The organism is Liquorilactobacillus nagelii DSM 13675, from assembly GCF_019444005.1.
GTDB classification, from domain to species: Bacteria; Bacillota; Bacilli; order Lactobacillales; family Lactobacillaceae; genus Liquorilactobacillus; species Liquorilactobacillus nagelii.
The window spans coordinates 1,054,181-1,070,980 of the sequence record NZ_CP049304.1 but is presented as its reverse complement, the minus strand read 5'-3'; the positions used below and the strand labels follow the sequence as shown (position 1 = coordinate 1,070,980).

General features: G+C 36.4%; 17 protein-coding genes. 16 read left to right on the top strand and 1 reads right to left on the bottom strand.

Annotated features, from left to right (window positions below; genetic code table 11):
* The first annotated feature begins 14 nt into the window (after nt 1-14).
* The 4 genes from G6O73_RS05590 to G6O73_RS05575 all read left to right on the top strand — a co-directional run bounded on the left by G6O73_RS05590 (nt 15) and on the right by G6O73_RS05575 (nt 5,094).
* Nucleotides 15-1,214, top strand: coding sequence for a pyridoxal phosphate-dependent aminotransferase (locus G6O73_RS05590; RefSeq protein WP_057885590.1), 1,200 nt, complete (start codon nt 15-17; stop codon nt 1,212-1,214).
* Nucleotides 1,215-1,228: 14 nt separating this feature from the next.
* The gene (murI, locus tag G6O73_RS05585) at nt 1,229-2,011 is read left to right on the top strand and encodes a glutamate racemase (protein WP_057885591.1); all 783 of its coding nucleotides are present in this window, start codon (nt 1,229-1,231) and stop codon (nt 2,009-2,011) included.
* 145 nt (nt 2,012-2,156) lie between these two features.
* Nucleotides 2,157-2,903 carry a rhomboid family intramembrane serine protease gene (locus tag G6O73_RS05580; protein ID WP_057885592.1) on the top strand — a complete coding sequence of 249 codons (747 nt, stop codon included), beginning with the start codon at nt 2,157-2,159 and terminating at the stop codon, nt 2,901-2,903.
* A 79-nt stretch (nt 2,904-2,982) separates the two neighbouring features.
* Entirely contained in the window at nt 2,983-5,094 is a 2,112-nt protein-coding gene (locus G6O73_RS05575; RefSeq protein WP_057885593.1) for a hypothetical protein, read from the top strand.
* 58 nt (nt 5,095-5,152) lie between these two features.
* Here G6O73_RS05575 and G6O73_RS05570 read toward each other — a convergent pair whose 3' ends face one another.
* Entirely contained in the window at nt 5,153-6,604 is a 1,452-nt protein-coding gene (locus G6O73_RS05570) for an APC family permease (RefSeq protein ID WP_057885594.1), read from the bottom strand.
* A 350-nt stretch (nt 6,605-6,954) separates the two neighbouring features.
* Here G6O73_RS05570 and G6O73_RS05565 point away from each other — a divergent pair, with 350 nt between their 5' ends.
* The 12 genes from G6O73_RS05565 (at nt 6,955) to pnuC (ending at nt 16,590) form a co-directional block, all read left to right on the top strand.
* Nucleotides 6,955-7,350 carry a GntR family transcriptional regulator gene (locus tag G6O73_RS05565; protein WP_057885595.1) on the top strand — a complete coding sequence of 132 codons (396 nt, stop codon included), beginning with the start codon at nt 6,955-6,957 and terminating at the stop codon, nt 7,348-7,350.
* Nucleotides 7,328-8,371 (top strand): DUF5808 domain-containing protein, encoded by a 1,044-nt coding sequence (locus tag G6O73_RS05560; RefSeq protein WP_057885596.1) that lies wholly within the window; start codon nt 7,328-7,330, stop codon nt 8,369-8,371. The genes G6O73_RS05565 and G6O73_RS05560 overlap by 23 nt, the downstream gene beginning before the upstream one ends.
* 111 nt (nt 8,372-8,482) lie before the next feature.
* Nucleotides 8,483-8,878 (top strand): GntR family transcriptional regulator, encoded by a 396-nt coding sequence (locus tag G6O73_RS05555; protein ID WP_057885597.1) that lies wholly within the window; start codon nt 8,483-8,485, stop codon nt 8,876-8,878.
* Nucleotides 8,860-9,561, top strand: coding sequence for an ATP-binding cassette domain-containing protein (locus G6O73_RS05550; protein ID WP_057885598.1), 702 nt, complete (start codon nt 8,860-8,862; stop codon nt 9,559-9,561). The genes G6O73_RS05555 and G6O73_RS05550 overlap by 19 nt, the downstream gene beginning before the upstream one ends.
* Before the next feature lie 22 nt (nt 9,562-9,583).
* Nucleotides 9,584-10,327 (top strand): hypothetical protein, encoded by a 744-nt coding sequence (locus tag G6O73_RS05545; RefSeq protein WP_057885599.1) that lies wholly within the window; start codon nt 9,584-9,586, stop codon nt 10,325-10,327.
* Between the two features lie 25 nt (nt 10,328-10,352).
* Nucleotides 10,353-11,399 carry an efflux RND transporter periplasmic adaptor subunit gene (locus tag G6O73_RS05540; protein ID WP_057885600.1) on the top strand — a complete coding sequence of 349 codons (1,047 nt, stop codon included), beginning with the start codon at nt 10,353-10,355 and terminating at the stop codon, nt 11,397-11,399.
* A complete protein-coding gene (locus tag G6O73_RS05535; RefSeq protein WP_057885601.1) occupies nt 11,392-12,081 on the top strand; it encodes an ABC transporter ATP-binding protein in 690 nt (229 codons plus the stop codon). The genes G6O73_RS05540 and G6O73_RS05535 overlap by 8 nt, the downstream gene beginning before the upstream one ends.
* Nucleotides 12,081-13,256, top strand: a complete 1,176-nt coding sequence (locus G6O73_RS05530) for an ABC transporter permease (RefSeq protein ID WP_057885602.1) — start codon at nt 12,081-12,083, stop codon at nt 13,254-13,256. Before G6O73_RS05535 ends, G6O73_RS05530 begins: the two co-directional genes overlap by 1 nt.
* Before the next feature lie 83 nt (nt 13,257-13,339).
* Nucleotides 13,340-14,275, top strand: a complete 936-nt coding sequence (locus G6O73_RS05525; protein WP_057885603.1) for a glycosyltransferase — start codon at nt 13,340-13,342, stop codon at nt 14,273-14,275.
* A gap of 246 nt (nt 14,276-14,521) precedes the next feature.
* Complete coding sequence (locus tag G6O73_RS05520; protein ID WP_235805063.1) at nt 14,522-15,292, top strand: NrtR DNA-binding winged helix domain-containing protein; 771 nt, start codon at nt 14,522-14,524, stop codon at nt 15,290-15,292.
* Between the two features lie 46 nt (nt 15,293-15,338).
* Nucleotides 15,339-15,863, top strand: a complete 525-nt coding sequence (locus G6O73_RS05515) for a folate family ECF transporter S component (protein ID WP_245002969.1) — start codon at nt 15,339-15,341, stop codon at nt 15,861-15,863.
* Between the two features lie 10 nt (nt 15,864-15,873).
* Nucleotides 15,874-16,590 (top strand): nicotinamide riboside transporter PnuC, encoded by a 717-nt coding sequence (gene pnuC, locus G6O73_RS05510; protein WP_057885605.1) that lies wholly within the window; start codon nt 15,874-15,876, stop codon nt 16,588-16,590.
* Nucleotides 16,591-16,800: the final 210 nt, after the last annotated feature.

Below are 16,800 nucleotides of genomic sequence, written 5' to 3'. Positions count from 1 at the left end.
GGGAGCAGTTAGCCATGATAGATGATAAATTTAATACGAAAATTGAACAAATTGCTGTTTCAGACATTCGGCAGTTTGACTCTGAAGTTAGTGAGATCCCAGGAATAATCAAGTTGACATTAGGCGAACCTGATTTCAATACCCCAGAACATATTAAACAGGCTGCAATTAAAGCAATTGAAGCTAATCACTCGCATTATACGCCCAATGCTGGGATTCCAGCTTTGCGCAAAGCTGCTGCTGCTTATTACAATGAAAAGTTTAATTTAAATTATCAGCCGGAACAAGTAGTTACGACTGTTGGTGCAACCGAGGGAATTGCTGCTAGTTTGCAGACAATCATCAACCCTGATGATACAGTGATTGTCCCAACGCCAATTTTTCCGATTTATATTCCGGATACTAAGATTAATGAAGGCAATGTGATCTTGGTTGATACGAGTGCAGACGGTTTCATTTTGACCGCTCAGCGCTTGCAGGAAGTTATTGAAGAACATCCATTAGCTCGAATTAAGGCAGTTGTTTTAAATTATCCTTCAAATCCAACCGGAGTGACTTATACTCGCCAGCAATTAGAAGAGATTGCTCAAGTAGCCCGTGATTATGATTTTTGGGTAATTAGTGATGAAATTTATGCAGAATTAACTTACCAGAAAAAGCATATTTCAATGGGAGAAATTTTGCCGGAAAAAACTATTCTTTTAACGGGCCTGTCTAAATCGCATGCGATGACAGGCTGGCGGGTTGGTTACATTTTAGGACCAGAAGATTTTTGTGAACAAGTTGTTAAATCACATCAATATATGGTCACTTCTCCAACTTCAGTTTCACAATATGCTGCTCTCGAGGCAATGACAAAAGGTCAAAAAGACAGTCTATTAATGAAAAAGGAGTACGCCAAACGTCGTGACTTTCTACTTAAAGAATTAACGGAGGCTGGTTTTGCAACTGCGAGTCCGGATGGAGCTTTTTATTTATTTGCTAAAATTCCGGCGGGCTGTGCTTCGGACTCGTGGACTTTTGTGCGTTCATTGGCACAAGAAGCTAAAGTTGCTTTAATTCCTGGAGTTTCTTTTGGGCCTGGAGGAGAAGGGTATGTTCGAATCAGTTATGCAGCTAGCATGGAAAAATTACAACAGGCTGCAGCAGCCATAAAACAGTATGTTGCTCGACGGACTAATTTGAAAGAAACAAAAACTGCAAATCACAAGTGAAAGAAGTTGAAAGTATGACTACCGATGAAAAAAAACGACCAGTTGGAGTATTTGATTCTGGTGTGGGCGGAATTAGTGTTTTAAAAGAACTGCATCGTCTTTTGCCACACGAAAATTACGTGTTTTATGGTGACTCGGCTAATGCACCTTATGGAACACGGACGACTGCTGATGTTCGCAAGCTTAGTTTTGCGGTGGTCGAAAAATTATTAACCCAAAACATTAAGGCCTTAGTGATTGCTTGTAATACCGCTACTAGTGCAGCAGTTGTTCAGATTCGTGAACGTTATCCTGAATTGCCGGTTGTCGGCTTGGAGCCAGCAGTTAAACCGGCAATTGAACGTTATCCGCAACAAAGAATCGCAGTCATGGCTACACCGCTAACACTTCGAGAAGAAAAGTTTCAAAAACAGTTATTGCTTTATCAGGGGCAGGCTGAATTAATTCCTGTTCCGGCTCCTGACTTGGTTGAATTTGTTGAACGCGGCGAGTTAGCTTCACCAGCATTACAAAAATATTTAACTAAGCTACTTGAACCGCTTGAGCCAGTTAGTGCAGTAGTTTTAGGATGTACCCATTTTCCATTTGCTCGTCCGGCAATTCGGCAAGTAGTTGGGTCGCAGCCTTGGATAATTGATGGCGGACCGGGAGCAGCACGTGAATTGCAGCGTTTGTTAAATCAAGCAAATTTATTAAATGCCCAATCAGCAACTGGTCAGGTTAAATTTTACAACAGTGATTCCGATCCAGCTAAAATTACTTTGAGTGAGAAATTGTTTGCTGCTGCAATTGATTAAAAAATTTTTAAAATACTTACAAAGGATTATTAATTTTAGTTTAGTTAAAGAGCTTTTGAGAGAAATTCACTTCTAGCGAGGACTGCACAAAAAATTAGTTTTGTCACAGCCCTTTTTATATCCCAATAAAAAAAGGAATGAAGCTATGCAAGTTCAAAAAAAAGACATCAAATTACCAGATTGGTATTTACGCCGGAAACATCCACTATATGGTCGCTTTAAAAAATATTTTAGTGGTCATTGGGTTACAAATTTCTTGATAGGAATTACCATTATCGTTTATTTAATTGAGTTTTTGCTAAGTGGAAGTTTTAATATTAGTGGTCGAGTTTTAGAAGTTATGGGTGGTCGTTGGAACCCAGACTTAATGGCGGGAGAATGGTGGCGCTTGTTTACACCAATCTTTTTGCATGTTACGATTTATCACATCGCCTTCAATATGGTGGCGTTGTATTATGCTGGACCGTTAGTTGAAGAAGTTTATGGTCACTTTAAATTTTTATTGATTTACTTATTTACCGGCTTTACAGGGAATCTTTTAAGTGCTTTGTTTAGCCAAAATTCTATTTCTGCTGGAGCCTCAACGTCACTATTTGGCTTGTTTGCCGTTTTAGCATTGTTGCAGATTGTTCGGGGCTTTCGTCATCAGTTTTCAGAAATTAGTCGTTCAGCGACTACCTTAATTATAGCTAATCTGATCTTTAACTTATTCATGCCAGGAGTCGATATTGCTGGGCATATTGGTGGCTTACTCGGTGGAGCGATCTCAGTTTTACTCTGGACACCGGCTGATGTTCGCAAGCATTATCTGCATGATGGTTTAGGAACAGCTGCTGCTTTAGTTGTGGTTGTTGGTGTCTGTCTTTGGTTAACTGGAGTAATTTATTATTAGGCCTGTTTTTTATAGTAACTCTTTAAACTAAAGAGTTATCGAAAGTTATTGATAATTTTAATAATTTGGAGGCATTTTTGTGTTGAGAATTAGTCGCTGGATGTGGTGGTTAGTAAGTGGAATATTTGTTATTGTTTCATTAATTATCTTTAATGATGCATGGTTTTGGCCAGGAAAAGCTTTGTCAGCTTCTGAAATGGCCTACCGCAAAGAATTTTTTAATTTTTTTGATTCAGTTACAAATTTGTTGCTAACGTTGATACTGATAATTTTTTTAATCAGTTTATTATATTGGCTGAATAAACTAGAAAGAAAAAAATTATTTACCACGTTAATAATTGGCTGTTCGTTATTATTACAGTTATATTTGGCTTTTAATTTTAAAGGAAGCCAAGGCATAGATGATTTTGATGTACGCCAACAAGCAGCTTTTTTAGCTGCTGGTAGTCATCAATGGTCTACTTACTTTTACTTTGGTCCTAATAGCGGAGCAGCCATCTTTTTTGCTTTAGTCTATCAACTTTCACGAGTAATTGGGTTAGGCTACAACACAGTTATCACAAATTTAGCGGTTATGATATTGCTTGACTTGGCAGTTTGGTCAGGCTGGTTGATTCTAAAACGTCATGAAAAGACTAATGCTCAGGAAAGCTACTTATTATTGTGCACAATTTTTATTCCCTTATATTTAACCAGCTTGTTTACCTATACCGATCCATTGGCTTTAACGTTTTTAATGTTTGGCTTTTCTTGTCTGGACGCAGTATTTAACCAAAAACAACCAGTAACAAAAGTTTGGCAGAAATATCTCTTATTAATTGGAACTGGTGTATTCTTAGCACTAGCTGTCTATTTGAAGACTAATACAGCAATTGCGGTAATTGCCGTATTGATTTTTATTTTCTTTAATCGCAAATCATTCAAGAAAACTTTCTTGTTGCTGGTAGTCTTCTTAATGGCTTTTGCCATTACAACTCAAGCGACATCAGTTTTCCAAAAAAATGTTTATCATTATAAGGTTGTCAAAAATGAGAGTTTTCCCTACACGTATTGGATTGCGATGGGACTTAACCCTAAGTCGGAAGGATCAAGTGTCAATGCTTGGTCAGATATTGCTAAATACCACACCTATCAAGGGCGGTCTAAACATACTCAAAAATTAATTAAACAAAGACTAAAACAAATGGGCGTTAGCGGACTGTTAGGTTTATATCGGAAAAAAATGAATTCGCAATGGTCTTTAGGCACTGTGGGAACTGAAATGCGGAATTATGGCCTTACAGCTGAAGTTCCACAAAGTTACAGTAATTTTTTTGGCAATCAACGAGCACCGCTACAAGAAATACAGCAGATTGTGTATTTAGCAGTTTGGTTACTAGCTTTAATTGAGGGAATATTTTGTTTTAGGCGAGCTCGGCAACAGATCGGACAAATTGAATATTTATTGATGCTGTACATAATTGGGGTCTTTTTATTCCATACTCTGATGTGGGAAGTAATGCCACGTTATGCATTTATTACAGTTATCCCATTAATTATGTTAGCAGCACAGGGCGCTACTGACATTAACGATTGGTTGTGTGCGCATCGAGTTAAAAATCGTGGCTATAAGTTGTTTGGATTAGTTAATCTGCTTTTGTTAGCAGGTGTTATCTGGGGTGGTTTTAACAACTTACATTATACTAAGACAATCGTGCAAGCAAATGAACCAGTTATTAGCCAGCAATTTTTACGGCAGGAGACACTCCAATTACAACCAAATCAACAAATTAGTGAGAAATTCTTTTTACCACGAGCGGCTTCGCTAATTCAAACTTCAGTGCTGCCTTATTCACAAAAGGGATTGACATTGAAAATCGCTAATCGGACTAGCCAGATTAAAATTAAAAATTATCAAAACGGTACTCAGCCAATAAAACAACTTTCTACAGGAAATTATCAGTTAATATTGAAAAATGAAAGTCAGGTACCGATTAAAATTAACTACTTTAAAGTTGAACCATTGGACATTTTGCAACAACCAATTTCAGGCTCTACTAAGCGATATCTGTCATTTGCATTAATGAATCCAGTAAAAAATGCAATTTATCCATCAAGTAGTTATTGGTTGATTTTCTTGCTGGCAATTGTTATGGGTAGTCTGAATGTAGTCTATTTATTGAAAAAGGCCAACTTAATTAACCGAATTTAAAAAAATAAAATCACTTGAACTTACTGCTTTTAGTAAATTCAAGTGATTTTTATTTGCTCTAGTTTTCTTCAGGAACTTGTTGTCGCTTTTCTAAGCGGGCTAATAATGGCATTATCATCCCGACACCAAATAAAACAAAAACCGAAAAGAGGTTCATTAGCAATTGGTGGTCATAAGCTGTTGTCCCAAATTTTACATCTTGGGGAATAAAACTCATTAGTGCGCAGACAAATGAAAAGATAAAGCACCAAACACCGACTGCAATCGCAACTGCTTTCTTTTTAATAAAAACAAATGATGAATGAAATCGATCTGATTGCCAACGTACGGCGATAAAGGCTAAGAAAATCCAACAGTTTTTGAAAGGAAAAACAATTCCATTCAAGTTCAGTAACCAGTTGAAAATCGAATTAATGTTCGGCAAAGTCCCACTCATTAATAATAAAAATAAGCATAAGCCACTGGTCAACACATAGCTATGTAATGGCCGGCCATTTTTGTTGCGTTTACTTAACCATCGCGGCATAAAGTTGACGGCTGTATCTCCAGCGATGACCCAGCTGGCGGCATCCAACAATACGGCTAATTGAGCCATCATATAAATTGCTTGGACGATCGTAAAGATGTACAAAAGGATATTTCCCATTCCTAAACGTTGTCCCAGTAGTTGGAAAGCATAGTAGGAGCCGTTCATTTTTAAATCGTGCGGCAGGTTATTGGCATTGAAGAAAATGGCTAATGAAAAGGTTCCAAAAACAGTCAAAAAGGCAGTCATGAATGCTACCAACCACATAGCTTTAGGAAAATCGCGGTTGGGATTACGCATTTTGATCAGGTAAGGGGCAACTAACTCAGCTCCGCAGACCGCAAACATCAGTAAACCAGTAGTTGAAAAATACTGTAAACTAAAATGGGGAATAAATGAGCTGAAATTAAAGGGATGAGTGGCAATTTGACCGCCATGGGCTAGTGAGTAACCAGTCATAATAACAAATAAAACAGTCATTAAAAACATTGCTCCACCACCAATTGTTGCCATAACCTCCATTGATCGCTTGAAAAAGTTCTGTAGTAAAATAAAAATCAAAATAACAATAAAGGTCAGCAAACCAAAAGTAAAATTTGACATTCGCTGTCCAAGTGAGTTGTTGCCTAAAACTAACCAACTAAATGATACGATTACGGAATTGGCGACATCTACAATGTAAGGTAAACTAGCTGCCCAGTACATCCAAGCAGTCCAGTAGCCAAGGGTATCATTAGTACTGTGGCGCACCCATGATGAAAGCCCCCCATCTTCTTGACCAGTAAAAGTTGCTCCTAATTGACTAACAGACATTTCATAAGGAATAACAAAAGCAAAGACCATAAAAATCCAAGTAAAGACAACTGAAAGTCCCTGATTTTGCAGTGGGTAAAGAATATCATCAAAACCGATAATTGTGACGAAGTCTAAGAAGGAAATAACCGGCCAACTAATAAAATGTTTTTTTGTAAGTGAATTTTCCATTGAATCCTCCTGAATAAAATAATTATGCTCGTTGAATTAGTTTATTCGGTGGTTTGCAATGGAGCCAGATAATTTGAGGCTGCAAACTAATCTTTCTTTCTAAGTAGAGTAACAAATAATATTGTAGAAAGTTATGTTTGAAATTGCAATCTTTTTTGAAATAAGTTGTCAAGACGGGTACCGCTAAAAGTTTGATCAGCTATTACTAGGTGAAGTAGTGCAAATAAGTTAAATTTGTCTAAAGTGAACTTTGGTGGTAGGGATCGATAAATGATTCACTTGATTGTTTTTTTTAGACCACATTTGTTATATAATATCTATAACAAATATAGCAAAGCGGTGATTAGATTATGATTCTAACAATTGATTTTCAATCAGAAATACCGATTTATCAGCAAATCAGAGCTGCAGTAGTGGCTGAGATTGCAGCTGGTCGAGTTAAAACTGGTGAAAAGTTGCCACCAATTAGAACTTTGGCTAACGAATTAAAAGTTAATTTGCACACTGTCAATAAAGCTTATCAACAACTAGAACAAGAAGGACTTATCAAGTTATTGGGGCGTCGTGGAGCGATTGTTGGCGAACCATCGATAACTGATATGCAGCAGACTAAAAAAAATTTGCAGCAAGCAGTGACCGAAGCAGTTGCTTACGGTCTAGGTTATCCGGAGTTACAAAAAGTCGTTCAACAGACATGTCAACGGTTGAAAGAAGGTGAGTTAATTGAATCGCATCCAGGTGATTAATGAACTGTCTTGGTGGTTATTGTTGTTATTGCTGGCGGTTGAACCATGGTTAACTAATAAAAATGTTATTTTTGGTGTGGCTTTCAGTCAAGGTGAATTCTGGCAAAAACCTTTTCCTCGTCGTTTGCGAAGATGGTATTTGCTGGTTTTACTAGGGGGTGGTTTGCTCTTTAATTTGTTATTACTTAACAGCAGTCAGAAAACAACTTGGCTGTTATTAGGCATGCCATTACTTTTGGGCTTGAGTTTGTTAACTTTTGGTATTTTTCATCATAAAATTTTAAATTGGCAACTTCAACAAAAAACTGATCTTCAACTGACTAAGCAGTGCTTAAGTGTTGATACGCAACAACTAAGTGAAAATGAGCTTTCAGCTTGGTGGTTGGTGACTTTGTTGATTTTACCATTTACTGCTGTAATTTCTGCCAGTTTTAATTATGCTGACTTACCAGCTAAATTACCAGTTCATTTTTCTTTCACTGGTCCTGATGCTTGGATAAATAAAAGTCAAGGCGGTGTCTGGAAAGTTTTGGTTATGCAATTTGGAATAACACTGATTTTCATTTTGCTAACTTGGTTAATGCGGCGGTCACCAGCAGCCGTTCGTGGTAATTCTCAAGCAGTACCTGGTTTTTATCGTTTTCGACGCAGCATTTATTTTTTACTGATTTTTGCTGGGTTATTAAGTCAAGTTACTTTATCGACGCCTTTTTTGACACAACAAAATCAACTAGTATTTTGGTTAAATAGGCTTAATCTTATCTTTGTACTGATATTAGTTATCATGCCATTGCTTTTCTATTGGTTTTTTACGCTCCGTCATGAACCACATGGTCCTATTTTAAATGATAACAGTAAGTGGTTGCTGGGATTGATTTATTATGATCCACACGATCCTTCGATTTTTGTGCAAAAAAGAAGCGGGTTGGGTTTTACTTTGAATATGGCTCGACCTGCTAGTTGGGTAATTTTAGGCGGAATTTTTGTATTTGCTATTATAGCGGCTTGGCTGCAAAATTAAATTAGTTAAAACGATCACAACGAGTATGTTGTGATTTTTTTGTTAAGGAGACTTGCTACATTTAGTATCTTAGTGTAGTATATAAGTATCACAGTGATACAGAAATTGAAGGTGAAAATTACGAAGTTTAAAGCTAATCTGCCAATTTATTTGCAAGTTAGTGACTTGTTGGCTGAGCGCATCATTCGTGGCAATTATCCACCTAATGCTAAAGTTCCCTCGGTTAGAGAGCTGGCCGAAGAATTAACGACTAATCCGCGAACAATTCAAAATGCCTTGAAAGAGTTGATTGATGCTGGAGTTTTAATTACCCACCGCGGCCAGGGTAACTTCGTAACCGATGATCGCGCTAAAATTATCCAATTAAAGCAACAGCGGATTCAGAAAAAAACGGCTGATTATCTTGACAGTCTGCAGCCGTTCTTAACTTGGAAAGAAATTTTGCTAGCAGTAAAGAGTGAGATTATTAAGAGAAAGGAAAACGAAAAATGTCAGCACAAGGATTGAACTTGCAACATGTCAGTTATAAAAAACTGACTAAAACAATTTTAAACGATATTACAGTTGAGATTCCTTTAGGACGGTTGGTTGTTTTATTAGGAGAAAATGGAGTTGGTAAAACCACTTTAATGCGAGTTATTAGTGATTTGAACAAGGGGTATCAAGGGGAAATTAGTTTAGCGGGTATCAGTGATGAACGACGAAAAAGCTTGATTTCGTATTCAGATGATTTAACTAGTTTCCGTTCCAAAGCAACGCTCAGTGATATTATTGCTTTTTATCAACAAGGATACCCGGATTTTGATTTGAAACGGGTTAATGAACTGTTGAACTTTATGCGGCTGGATCCTTTGCAGCGGTTGGGTAGCTTATCCAAGGGAAATCGCGAGAAATTAATTATTGCGCTAACCCTGGCGCGGCGAACCAAATTGTATTTGTTAGACGAGCCATTGAGCGGAGTTGATATTTTTAGCCGTGATAAAATTATTTCGAGTTTGGTTAAATGGATTGATCATGATTCATTATTGATTATTTCGACGCATCATCTAAGTGAGTTGGAACAAGTAATTGATGATGTTTTGATTCTAAAGGATCAGCGCTTGCTGGAATACCGCAATGTTGAAGATATTCGCCAAAATGAAGGCTTAAGTGTTGAAGAATATTATCGTCAAACTTATTTAGAAAACTGAATTCAAGAGGAGGAGAAATTTTTTGCAGACAAATAAAAAGTTATGTGGTTTGTTATTTCGAGATTCATTGAAAGACTTTCAGTTGCAAGGGCTAATCGGTTTAGTGATTAGTTTGTTATGGCCCTTGGGAATGCTTCTAAAATTAGGAACTGGAGAAGATTTTTGGAACAGTTTTGCAGTTGGTGAATTTATGATTGCTTTTATTTTTGTAATTGTTGGTTTTTTTCGGTTATTAGCTGCAATTAATCGAGTTTGGGTGAGCAGTCGATTTCGTTTACTGCCAGTCAGTACGAAACAATTATACTTTAGTAATCTTTTAATGAAAACAGCTGGATTTTTGGTGATTATTGGTGGTTTGGCAATTATTGATTTGTTGTTATCTGGGGTAATTTTGAAATTTGTGATTATGACACCAAATGAGTTTCAATTAGCAATCAGTAAGGCTGATTTTTCAGCTGTAACAATCACAAAATTTGTAATTGGCTTTTTAGATATGGCAATTTCATTGGTAGTTGAGTTGGTCTTTTTGCTGATAGTAACCGAAACATTAGAGAACTTTGTTGCCGAGAAGTATCAACGTCTAGCGGGAGTTGGCGGTTTTATTGTGTTGTTAAGTCTATTTACCTTTGTTAATGACAAGATCAGTAATTTGATTACAAAAGACGTTGTTAGTGTGACAAGCTTGCTGTTTGATGTTTTTGTCATGGTTTTATGTATTTGGGCTAGTTTGTATTTGTTGAAAAATCAAATCGAAAGTCGTAAGTAACACAAATATTTGGGGGATGAAATAATTGAAAAAAAATAAGAAAAAATTAGGAATTATTAGTGTCATTATAATTATTTTTATTGGCTTGATAGTGGCAGGAGTTAAGTTGCATAATCAACCTACGACAAGCGCCAAAAAAATATATCGAACAGTTAAGTTACAACAGCAAGAACCATTAACGCTGATGGGAAAAATTACTGCCAGCAAGACACAAATTTTACAAAATCCGGCTGGCAAGGTTCAGCAAGTTGAAGTTCAAAATGGACAGACTGTTACTCAAGGACAAGAGATATTAACTACATATAGTGATTCAGCTCATCAAGCTGTTACTAGTCAACAACAGGAAATTAATAAACTGCAACGAGATTTGAATTCGGGCAACAGTCAAGTTAAACAGTTACAGCAGCAACTAGCAGCAACCGATTCAAGTGATGATGGCTATAGTGACTTAAAGCAGCAATTGACACAAGCACAAAATACAGTTTCTGATACTCAAGCAGAATTGACCAGTGCAAACCAAAAATTACAGCAGTTGAATACCAAGGTTAATGGTCGTTTAACGGCACCATATAGTGGTGTTATCGATCTTAGTTATTCTGCAACTGGAACTCCGCAGGTTAAATTACAAGCTGCTGATTTACAGGCTACAGGCCAAGTTTCAGAGTACAGTTACAGCAAACTAAGCCCCGGTACCCAGATTGATGTTACGGCTGTCGCTACTAAAGAAAAAACTACCACGAAAGTGACTTATTTAGCAAAAACTGCCGCAGCAGATAGTACTAAAAATGAAGCGAAATACCAATTTACAGCAGCAGTTTCTGGTAATTTTATGGATGGACAAACAATTAAAATTGCAGTTTCGCAAAATGGAATTCGAATTCCTGTTTCAGCGATTTATCATAATCACGTTTTTGTTGTTGATCAAGATAAAATTACTGATGTTGTCGCTGTCAGTGGATCACGGCAAGATGGTTATTTGATTACTGATAATAATGATTTGAAAGGTCGCAAAATTATTACTAATCCAGATGCCAAATTGAAACAAGGAAGCAAGGTAACGGCGGATGATTAAACTCGAAAAAGTTAATAAATATTATCAACAAGGCGGTAGCCAATACCATATTTTAAAAGATATTAATTTGACAATTGACCAAGGGGAGTTTGTTTCAATTATGGGGCAATCGGGCGCTGGAAAGTCAACCTTGATTAATATTATTGGGTTCTTAGATGATCAATTTGAGGGTGGTTACTATTATTTTGACCATCCGATTCATGATTATACCCGTCGTGATTTTTCAAAGCTCCGCAATGAAAATGTCGGTTTTGTATTTCAGAATTTTAAATTGATTAAAAATTTGACGATTGCGGAAAATGTTGCTTTACCATTACTATATGCCGGACAAAAACGCAAAATGGTTAAAGAAAAGGTGTCGCAAGCTCTAGCGGCGGTTGGCTTGCCTAATAGCGCACAAAAGAAACCAACTAATTTATCAGGCGGTCAGCAGCAGCGGGTCTCAATCGCACGGGCAATTATTGCACAGCCAAAATTTTTAATTGCCGATGAACCAACGGGGGCTTTAGACAGTCAGACTTCTAAGGAAATCATGGCGCTTTTTAAACGACTGAATCAACAAAATAATACGACGATTATAATGGTAACACATGATCGCAAAGTTGCTGATCAAGGGGAAAGACTGATTCAAATTTTGGATGGCAAAATTATTGCCGATGAGAAGATTGGGGTGAAAGCTTAATGCAGTTTTGGGAATTGTTTAAGACTTCTTGGCTTTCTTTGCGCACTAACCCACGACGCAGTTTATTGACAATCTTTGGAATTGTTGTCGGGATAGCCGCGGTAATTACAATTATTTCATTGGGAAATGGTGTCAAAGCGAAAATGCTAAATGAGTTGCAGGCAACTTCAACAGGAAAGCAAACGACTAAGATTAATTATTATAGCAGCAGTACAACAACTGCCATGGGTTTCAATCACCAAGATATTGAAAAAGTCAAAGGCAAATTTGCTAAAGTTTCATCAATCAAAGTTATTAACCCAGTAAATAATGTGACAGTTGCGGCACAAATTGGCAATCAACCAGCCAATACGCAAGTTACGTTACTAAAGCAACCGGTAAGTTCGTTGAAAATCTTAGCAGGTCGAGAAATTTCAAAATATGATCTTGCGGTCGCTAATCCGGTGGCGTTGATTAGCGAAAAAACGGCTAAAAAGCAATATGGCTCTAGCAGCAATGCATTAGGAACAGCTGTTGAAGTCAAACACGTTTCTTATCGAGTAGTTGGAGTTTATCACTCAAATGAAAGTCATTATAAGGTTAACTTTTTATTACCGAAGAAGGCTTTTTATCAACGGACAGCTGTTGATAGTGGCAATACAATCAAATTAACTTTCAATCGTGGAGCTAATGTTGCTAGTGAAAGTAAACGAATTGTTAAGTATTTAAAACAACATGGTTCACAGCGAAAGCAGGGCAGTTATGAGTATTTTGACGTGGGGTCATTCTTAAAGAGTGTATCAAAGGTCATTGATTCAATGACGGTCTTTATCAGTGCGATTGCCGGAATTTCCTTATTTATTGCCGGAATCGGTGTGATGAACATGATGTATACTTCAGTGGCTGAACGAACTCAAGAAATTGGAATCCGTCTAGCAGTTGGTGCTCAACCCCGTTCGATCATGCTGCAATTTTTATTAGAAGCTGTCATGTTGACAGTCACAGGGGGAGTGCTCGGTTTCTTATTTGGAGTTGGACTTGCCAAGGGAATCTCACTAGCGTTGCCGTTTAAGGCAGTTGTTACCTTTAGTTCTTTCTTACTAGCATTTGGTGTTTCGGCTTTAGTCGGAATTTTATTTGGACTGTTGCCAGCAAAACAGGCAGCTAACAAAAACTTGATTGATATTTTACGTTAAGAAAAAATATTAATATCAATTAAGAAGTTGTATAATTATTTGGAAAGAAAAAATAGTGGATAAAATTAGGAGTTCCTTAGAAAATGACAGACAAAATTGGTGCATTATTGGTAACTTTCAACCCTAATATTCCTAAATTAAAAGAAAGTTTAAATAGAATAATAAATCAAGTTTCTAAAGTTATAATCGTAGACAATGGTTCAAATAATATTAGCAGTATAAAAAAATTATCTGTTCAATTAGAGATTAAATTATTAGATCTTGAAAAGAATTATGGGATTGCTGGGGCTCAGAATCGAGGATTTGAGTTTTTCTTTAAGAATAACTTTAAATGGGTCTTGACGCTTGATCAAGATACAATGGTCCCATTTGATACAGTCAAAAAAATGAGAGCTTCAAAAAAATTTAAAGATTCATCGACTGCAATTCTAGCTATGAAGTACTATGATCCAAGTTGGAAGCCTGCTCAAATTAAAAGGGCAACTGAAAAACAAAAAGAAACTGAAACTCAAAAATGGCGTATTATTTCTTCCGGTAATTTAGTTCGAACTGATATCTGGAACTTAGTGGACGGTTTCGATGAATGGTTATTTATTGATCAAGTTGATTTTGACTTTAATGCCAAAGTGATTTTAGCAGGATATAAGATTTGGCAGGTAAATAATTTGATTATGGAACATGAGATTGGTAAGTCGATTAAAAAGCCTGTGTTAACAATGATGTTGTTGTTCAAACCAAATGAATTTATCCTCGATCATAGTCCAATGAGAGAGTACTATATTGCTAGGAACACAATTGTTTATTCGAAAAGATATTCTAGTCATCCGGATCTTGAAAAATTTAAAACGAATTTATTTCATGAAATAATTATGACTCGCAAAATTCTACTTTATCAAAAACCAAGAATCAAAAAAATTCAAGCTTCTTGGAGAGGAATTGTTGACGGAATAAAATATGATCCAGAAAAAGATCAAAAATTTATTAAATTTAAACAAAAAATTAAAAAACGAAAAATATAAAACGTCGAAAAACCATTAATCGAAATAAATAGATTGGTGGTTTTTTTATGTTTAGAAGATAGTGACTTGACACTTTGATTGGATGCTGCAAACTCTATCAGCAAGATATTGAAATATAAACTTGATTTTTCAGCTAAATCAGCTTAAACTGCTACTAAAGATTGATTTGGTTCTCCATAATAAAAGTAAAAATTACCTTTATTATGGAGGAAAATTAATCTACAAAATGAGGATAGGTGGTTAGAAGTGAGAACAAACATTGATCAACCAGAAATTACAATAGCAAATATTATTTGGTGTTTTGATCGTGAAAAACAAACGGTTAACGTTTTATTAATTAAGCGAGCTGATTTCCCTTATGAAAATTACTGGTCATTACCAGAAACTTATTTGCGAGAAAAAGAAAGTGCTGATCAAGCAGCACTACGATTAGTGTCTGAAAAAATTGGGTTAGAATTACCTGGATCATATACTGAACAATTAGCAACTTTCACTAATCCTTTGCGTTCTGTAGCAAAAAAGCGACAGATCAGTTTAGCTTACATGACATTTTTGCCTGACATGCCAGTTTTGAACCCGGGAGCAGGAGCTGTTGCAGCAAAATGGTTTGGATTGGGGGTAGACGCACAGCATGATTACTTATTTACCGGTGAACAATTAAGTTTCGCATTGTCGAAATTGCAAAGTGAGCACAATTTTTATCAAACATTACGGACAAATCATCATTTTGGTCATTTGGCATTTGATCATGAATGGCTTTTACAAGCGGCTTGTCAGCGAATTAAAAATAAACTTGATTATCAACCTAATGTTCTGCATATTTTAGGAGACACCTTTACGTTGAAATCGGTTCGAATTGTATATGCTGTTTTTTTGAAAATCTCAGTAGCAGATATTAATAATTCTAATTTCCGCAAGACTCACCAGCAATTCTTTGAAGACATCGGCTTAGCGGAAAATCATGGGCCAGGTCGTCCGGCACATTTATATCGTTTGAAAAAACTTGAAAATGGGTGAAAATATGAGTGAAAAAAATAATTTTGTTAGTTTACATAGTCCCAAATTGAGTGTAAATGTTTTGACACTTTCTGCAATATTACTGGCACTGGATGTCGTTTTCTATAAATTAGCTTTTGGGCCGGCGTATATTGATTTTAATTTAGGATTTATCAGTACGGCGTTAATGGGCTATTTTTTGGGTCCGTGGCTGACTGCTGGGTTAGAAATGGCATCAGACATTATTGGAACTTTGTTGGGTGGTGGCACTTTTGCATTCCCTTTTCTAATTACAGCATTTTTAGGTGGAATGGTTTATGGGTTGTTTTTGCATAAATCACATCCTAAGGTTTGGTCAATTATCTTATTGAATTTTTTACTCCTTTTTTCGATTAGCCTAGTAATAGACACTTGGCTGATTCATGTAACCTATCATGTTGCTTGGGGCCTTCTTTTTTGGAGCCGATTGGGGCGTAATATAATTGATTTTGTTATCCAAACAGTTCTGCTCGTACTAATTTTGCAGGCAATTGAGCGGACTGGTTTGCGCAATCATTTTGAAAGCCATTTGAGAAATCGGTTTGAAAGGTAGGAACTAGTGAATGAAAAAAAGTTTATCATGGTTGAAAAAACAATTATTTGCCAATTGGAAAGTTTTCGAAATTGGGTATACGGTAGTTTTAATTTTTCTGCAGATTGGCGTTTATCTGATTGCGCCGGATAGTCTAATAGGCATGTTTTCGGGTATTTTTGGTGTCCTCTGTCTAATTTACGGGATGAAAGGGCGGAAAATTTCTTTTATCTTTGGACTTATTCAATGTTTGGCGATGACTTATATCGCATGGATTAGTCACGCCTACGGTTCTTTTGCAATGGATATTATTTATGTTATTTCCCAACCGATCGGCTGGTTTATGTGGGGACGCGATCAAAAAACACGCTCATTTAATCAGCAAACACGCAATGTCTTGTTCGTTGCTTCTTTCTTGGCCTGGGGAATTGGCTGGTATGTGTTAGCCCAATTACATGGACAGCTGCCATATTTTGATTCAATAAATTTTGTGGTTAGTTTAATTGCCCAAACACTCTACATTTTAAAATTTACCGAAAATTGGACATTATGGATTGTTGTCAATGGTGCCAATATTATTTATTGGGGTATTTTAGCAGTTCAAGCAATTAATGGTACTACGTCATTAGGTTCTCTGGGGGCATCTTTGTCACAGGTTGCGCTCCAGGCAGCATTACTTTTTAATTCAGCTTATGCGGTCAAGGTTTGGTCAAGTGGCGAAGCTGATAATGAAGGTGGAACCAAGTGATTTTACTGGATTTTTATTAGAAAATTGACGATAACAAGCAGAAAAATTACTTTTATTTTTTAATAACAACTAAATTTATTAATCAGAAATAGATGAGACTTATATTTCATCTATTTTTTTATCTCGCAAATTATTCGAAAAGCCGAGCGAGAAATTTCTGATACAAGTATAATTAATACATTGTTTTTAAAAAAAGTTGAAAAAACACTG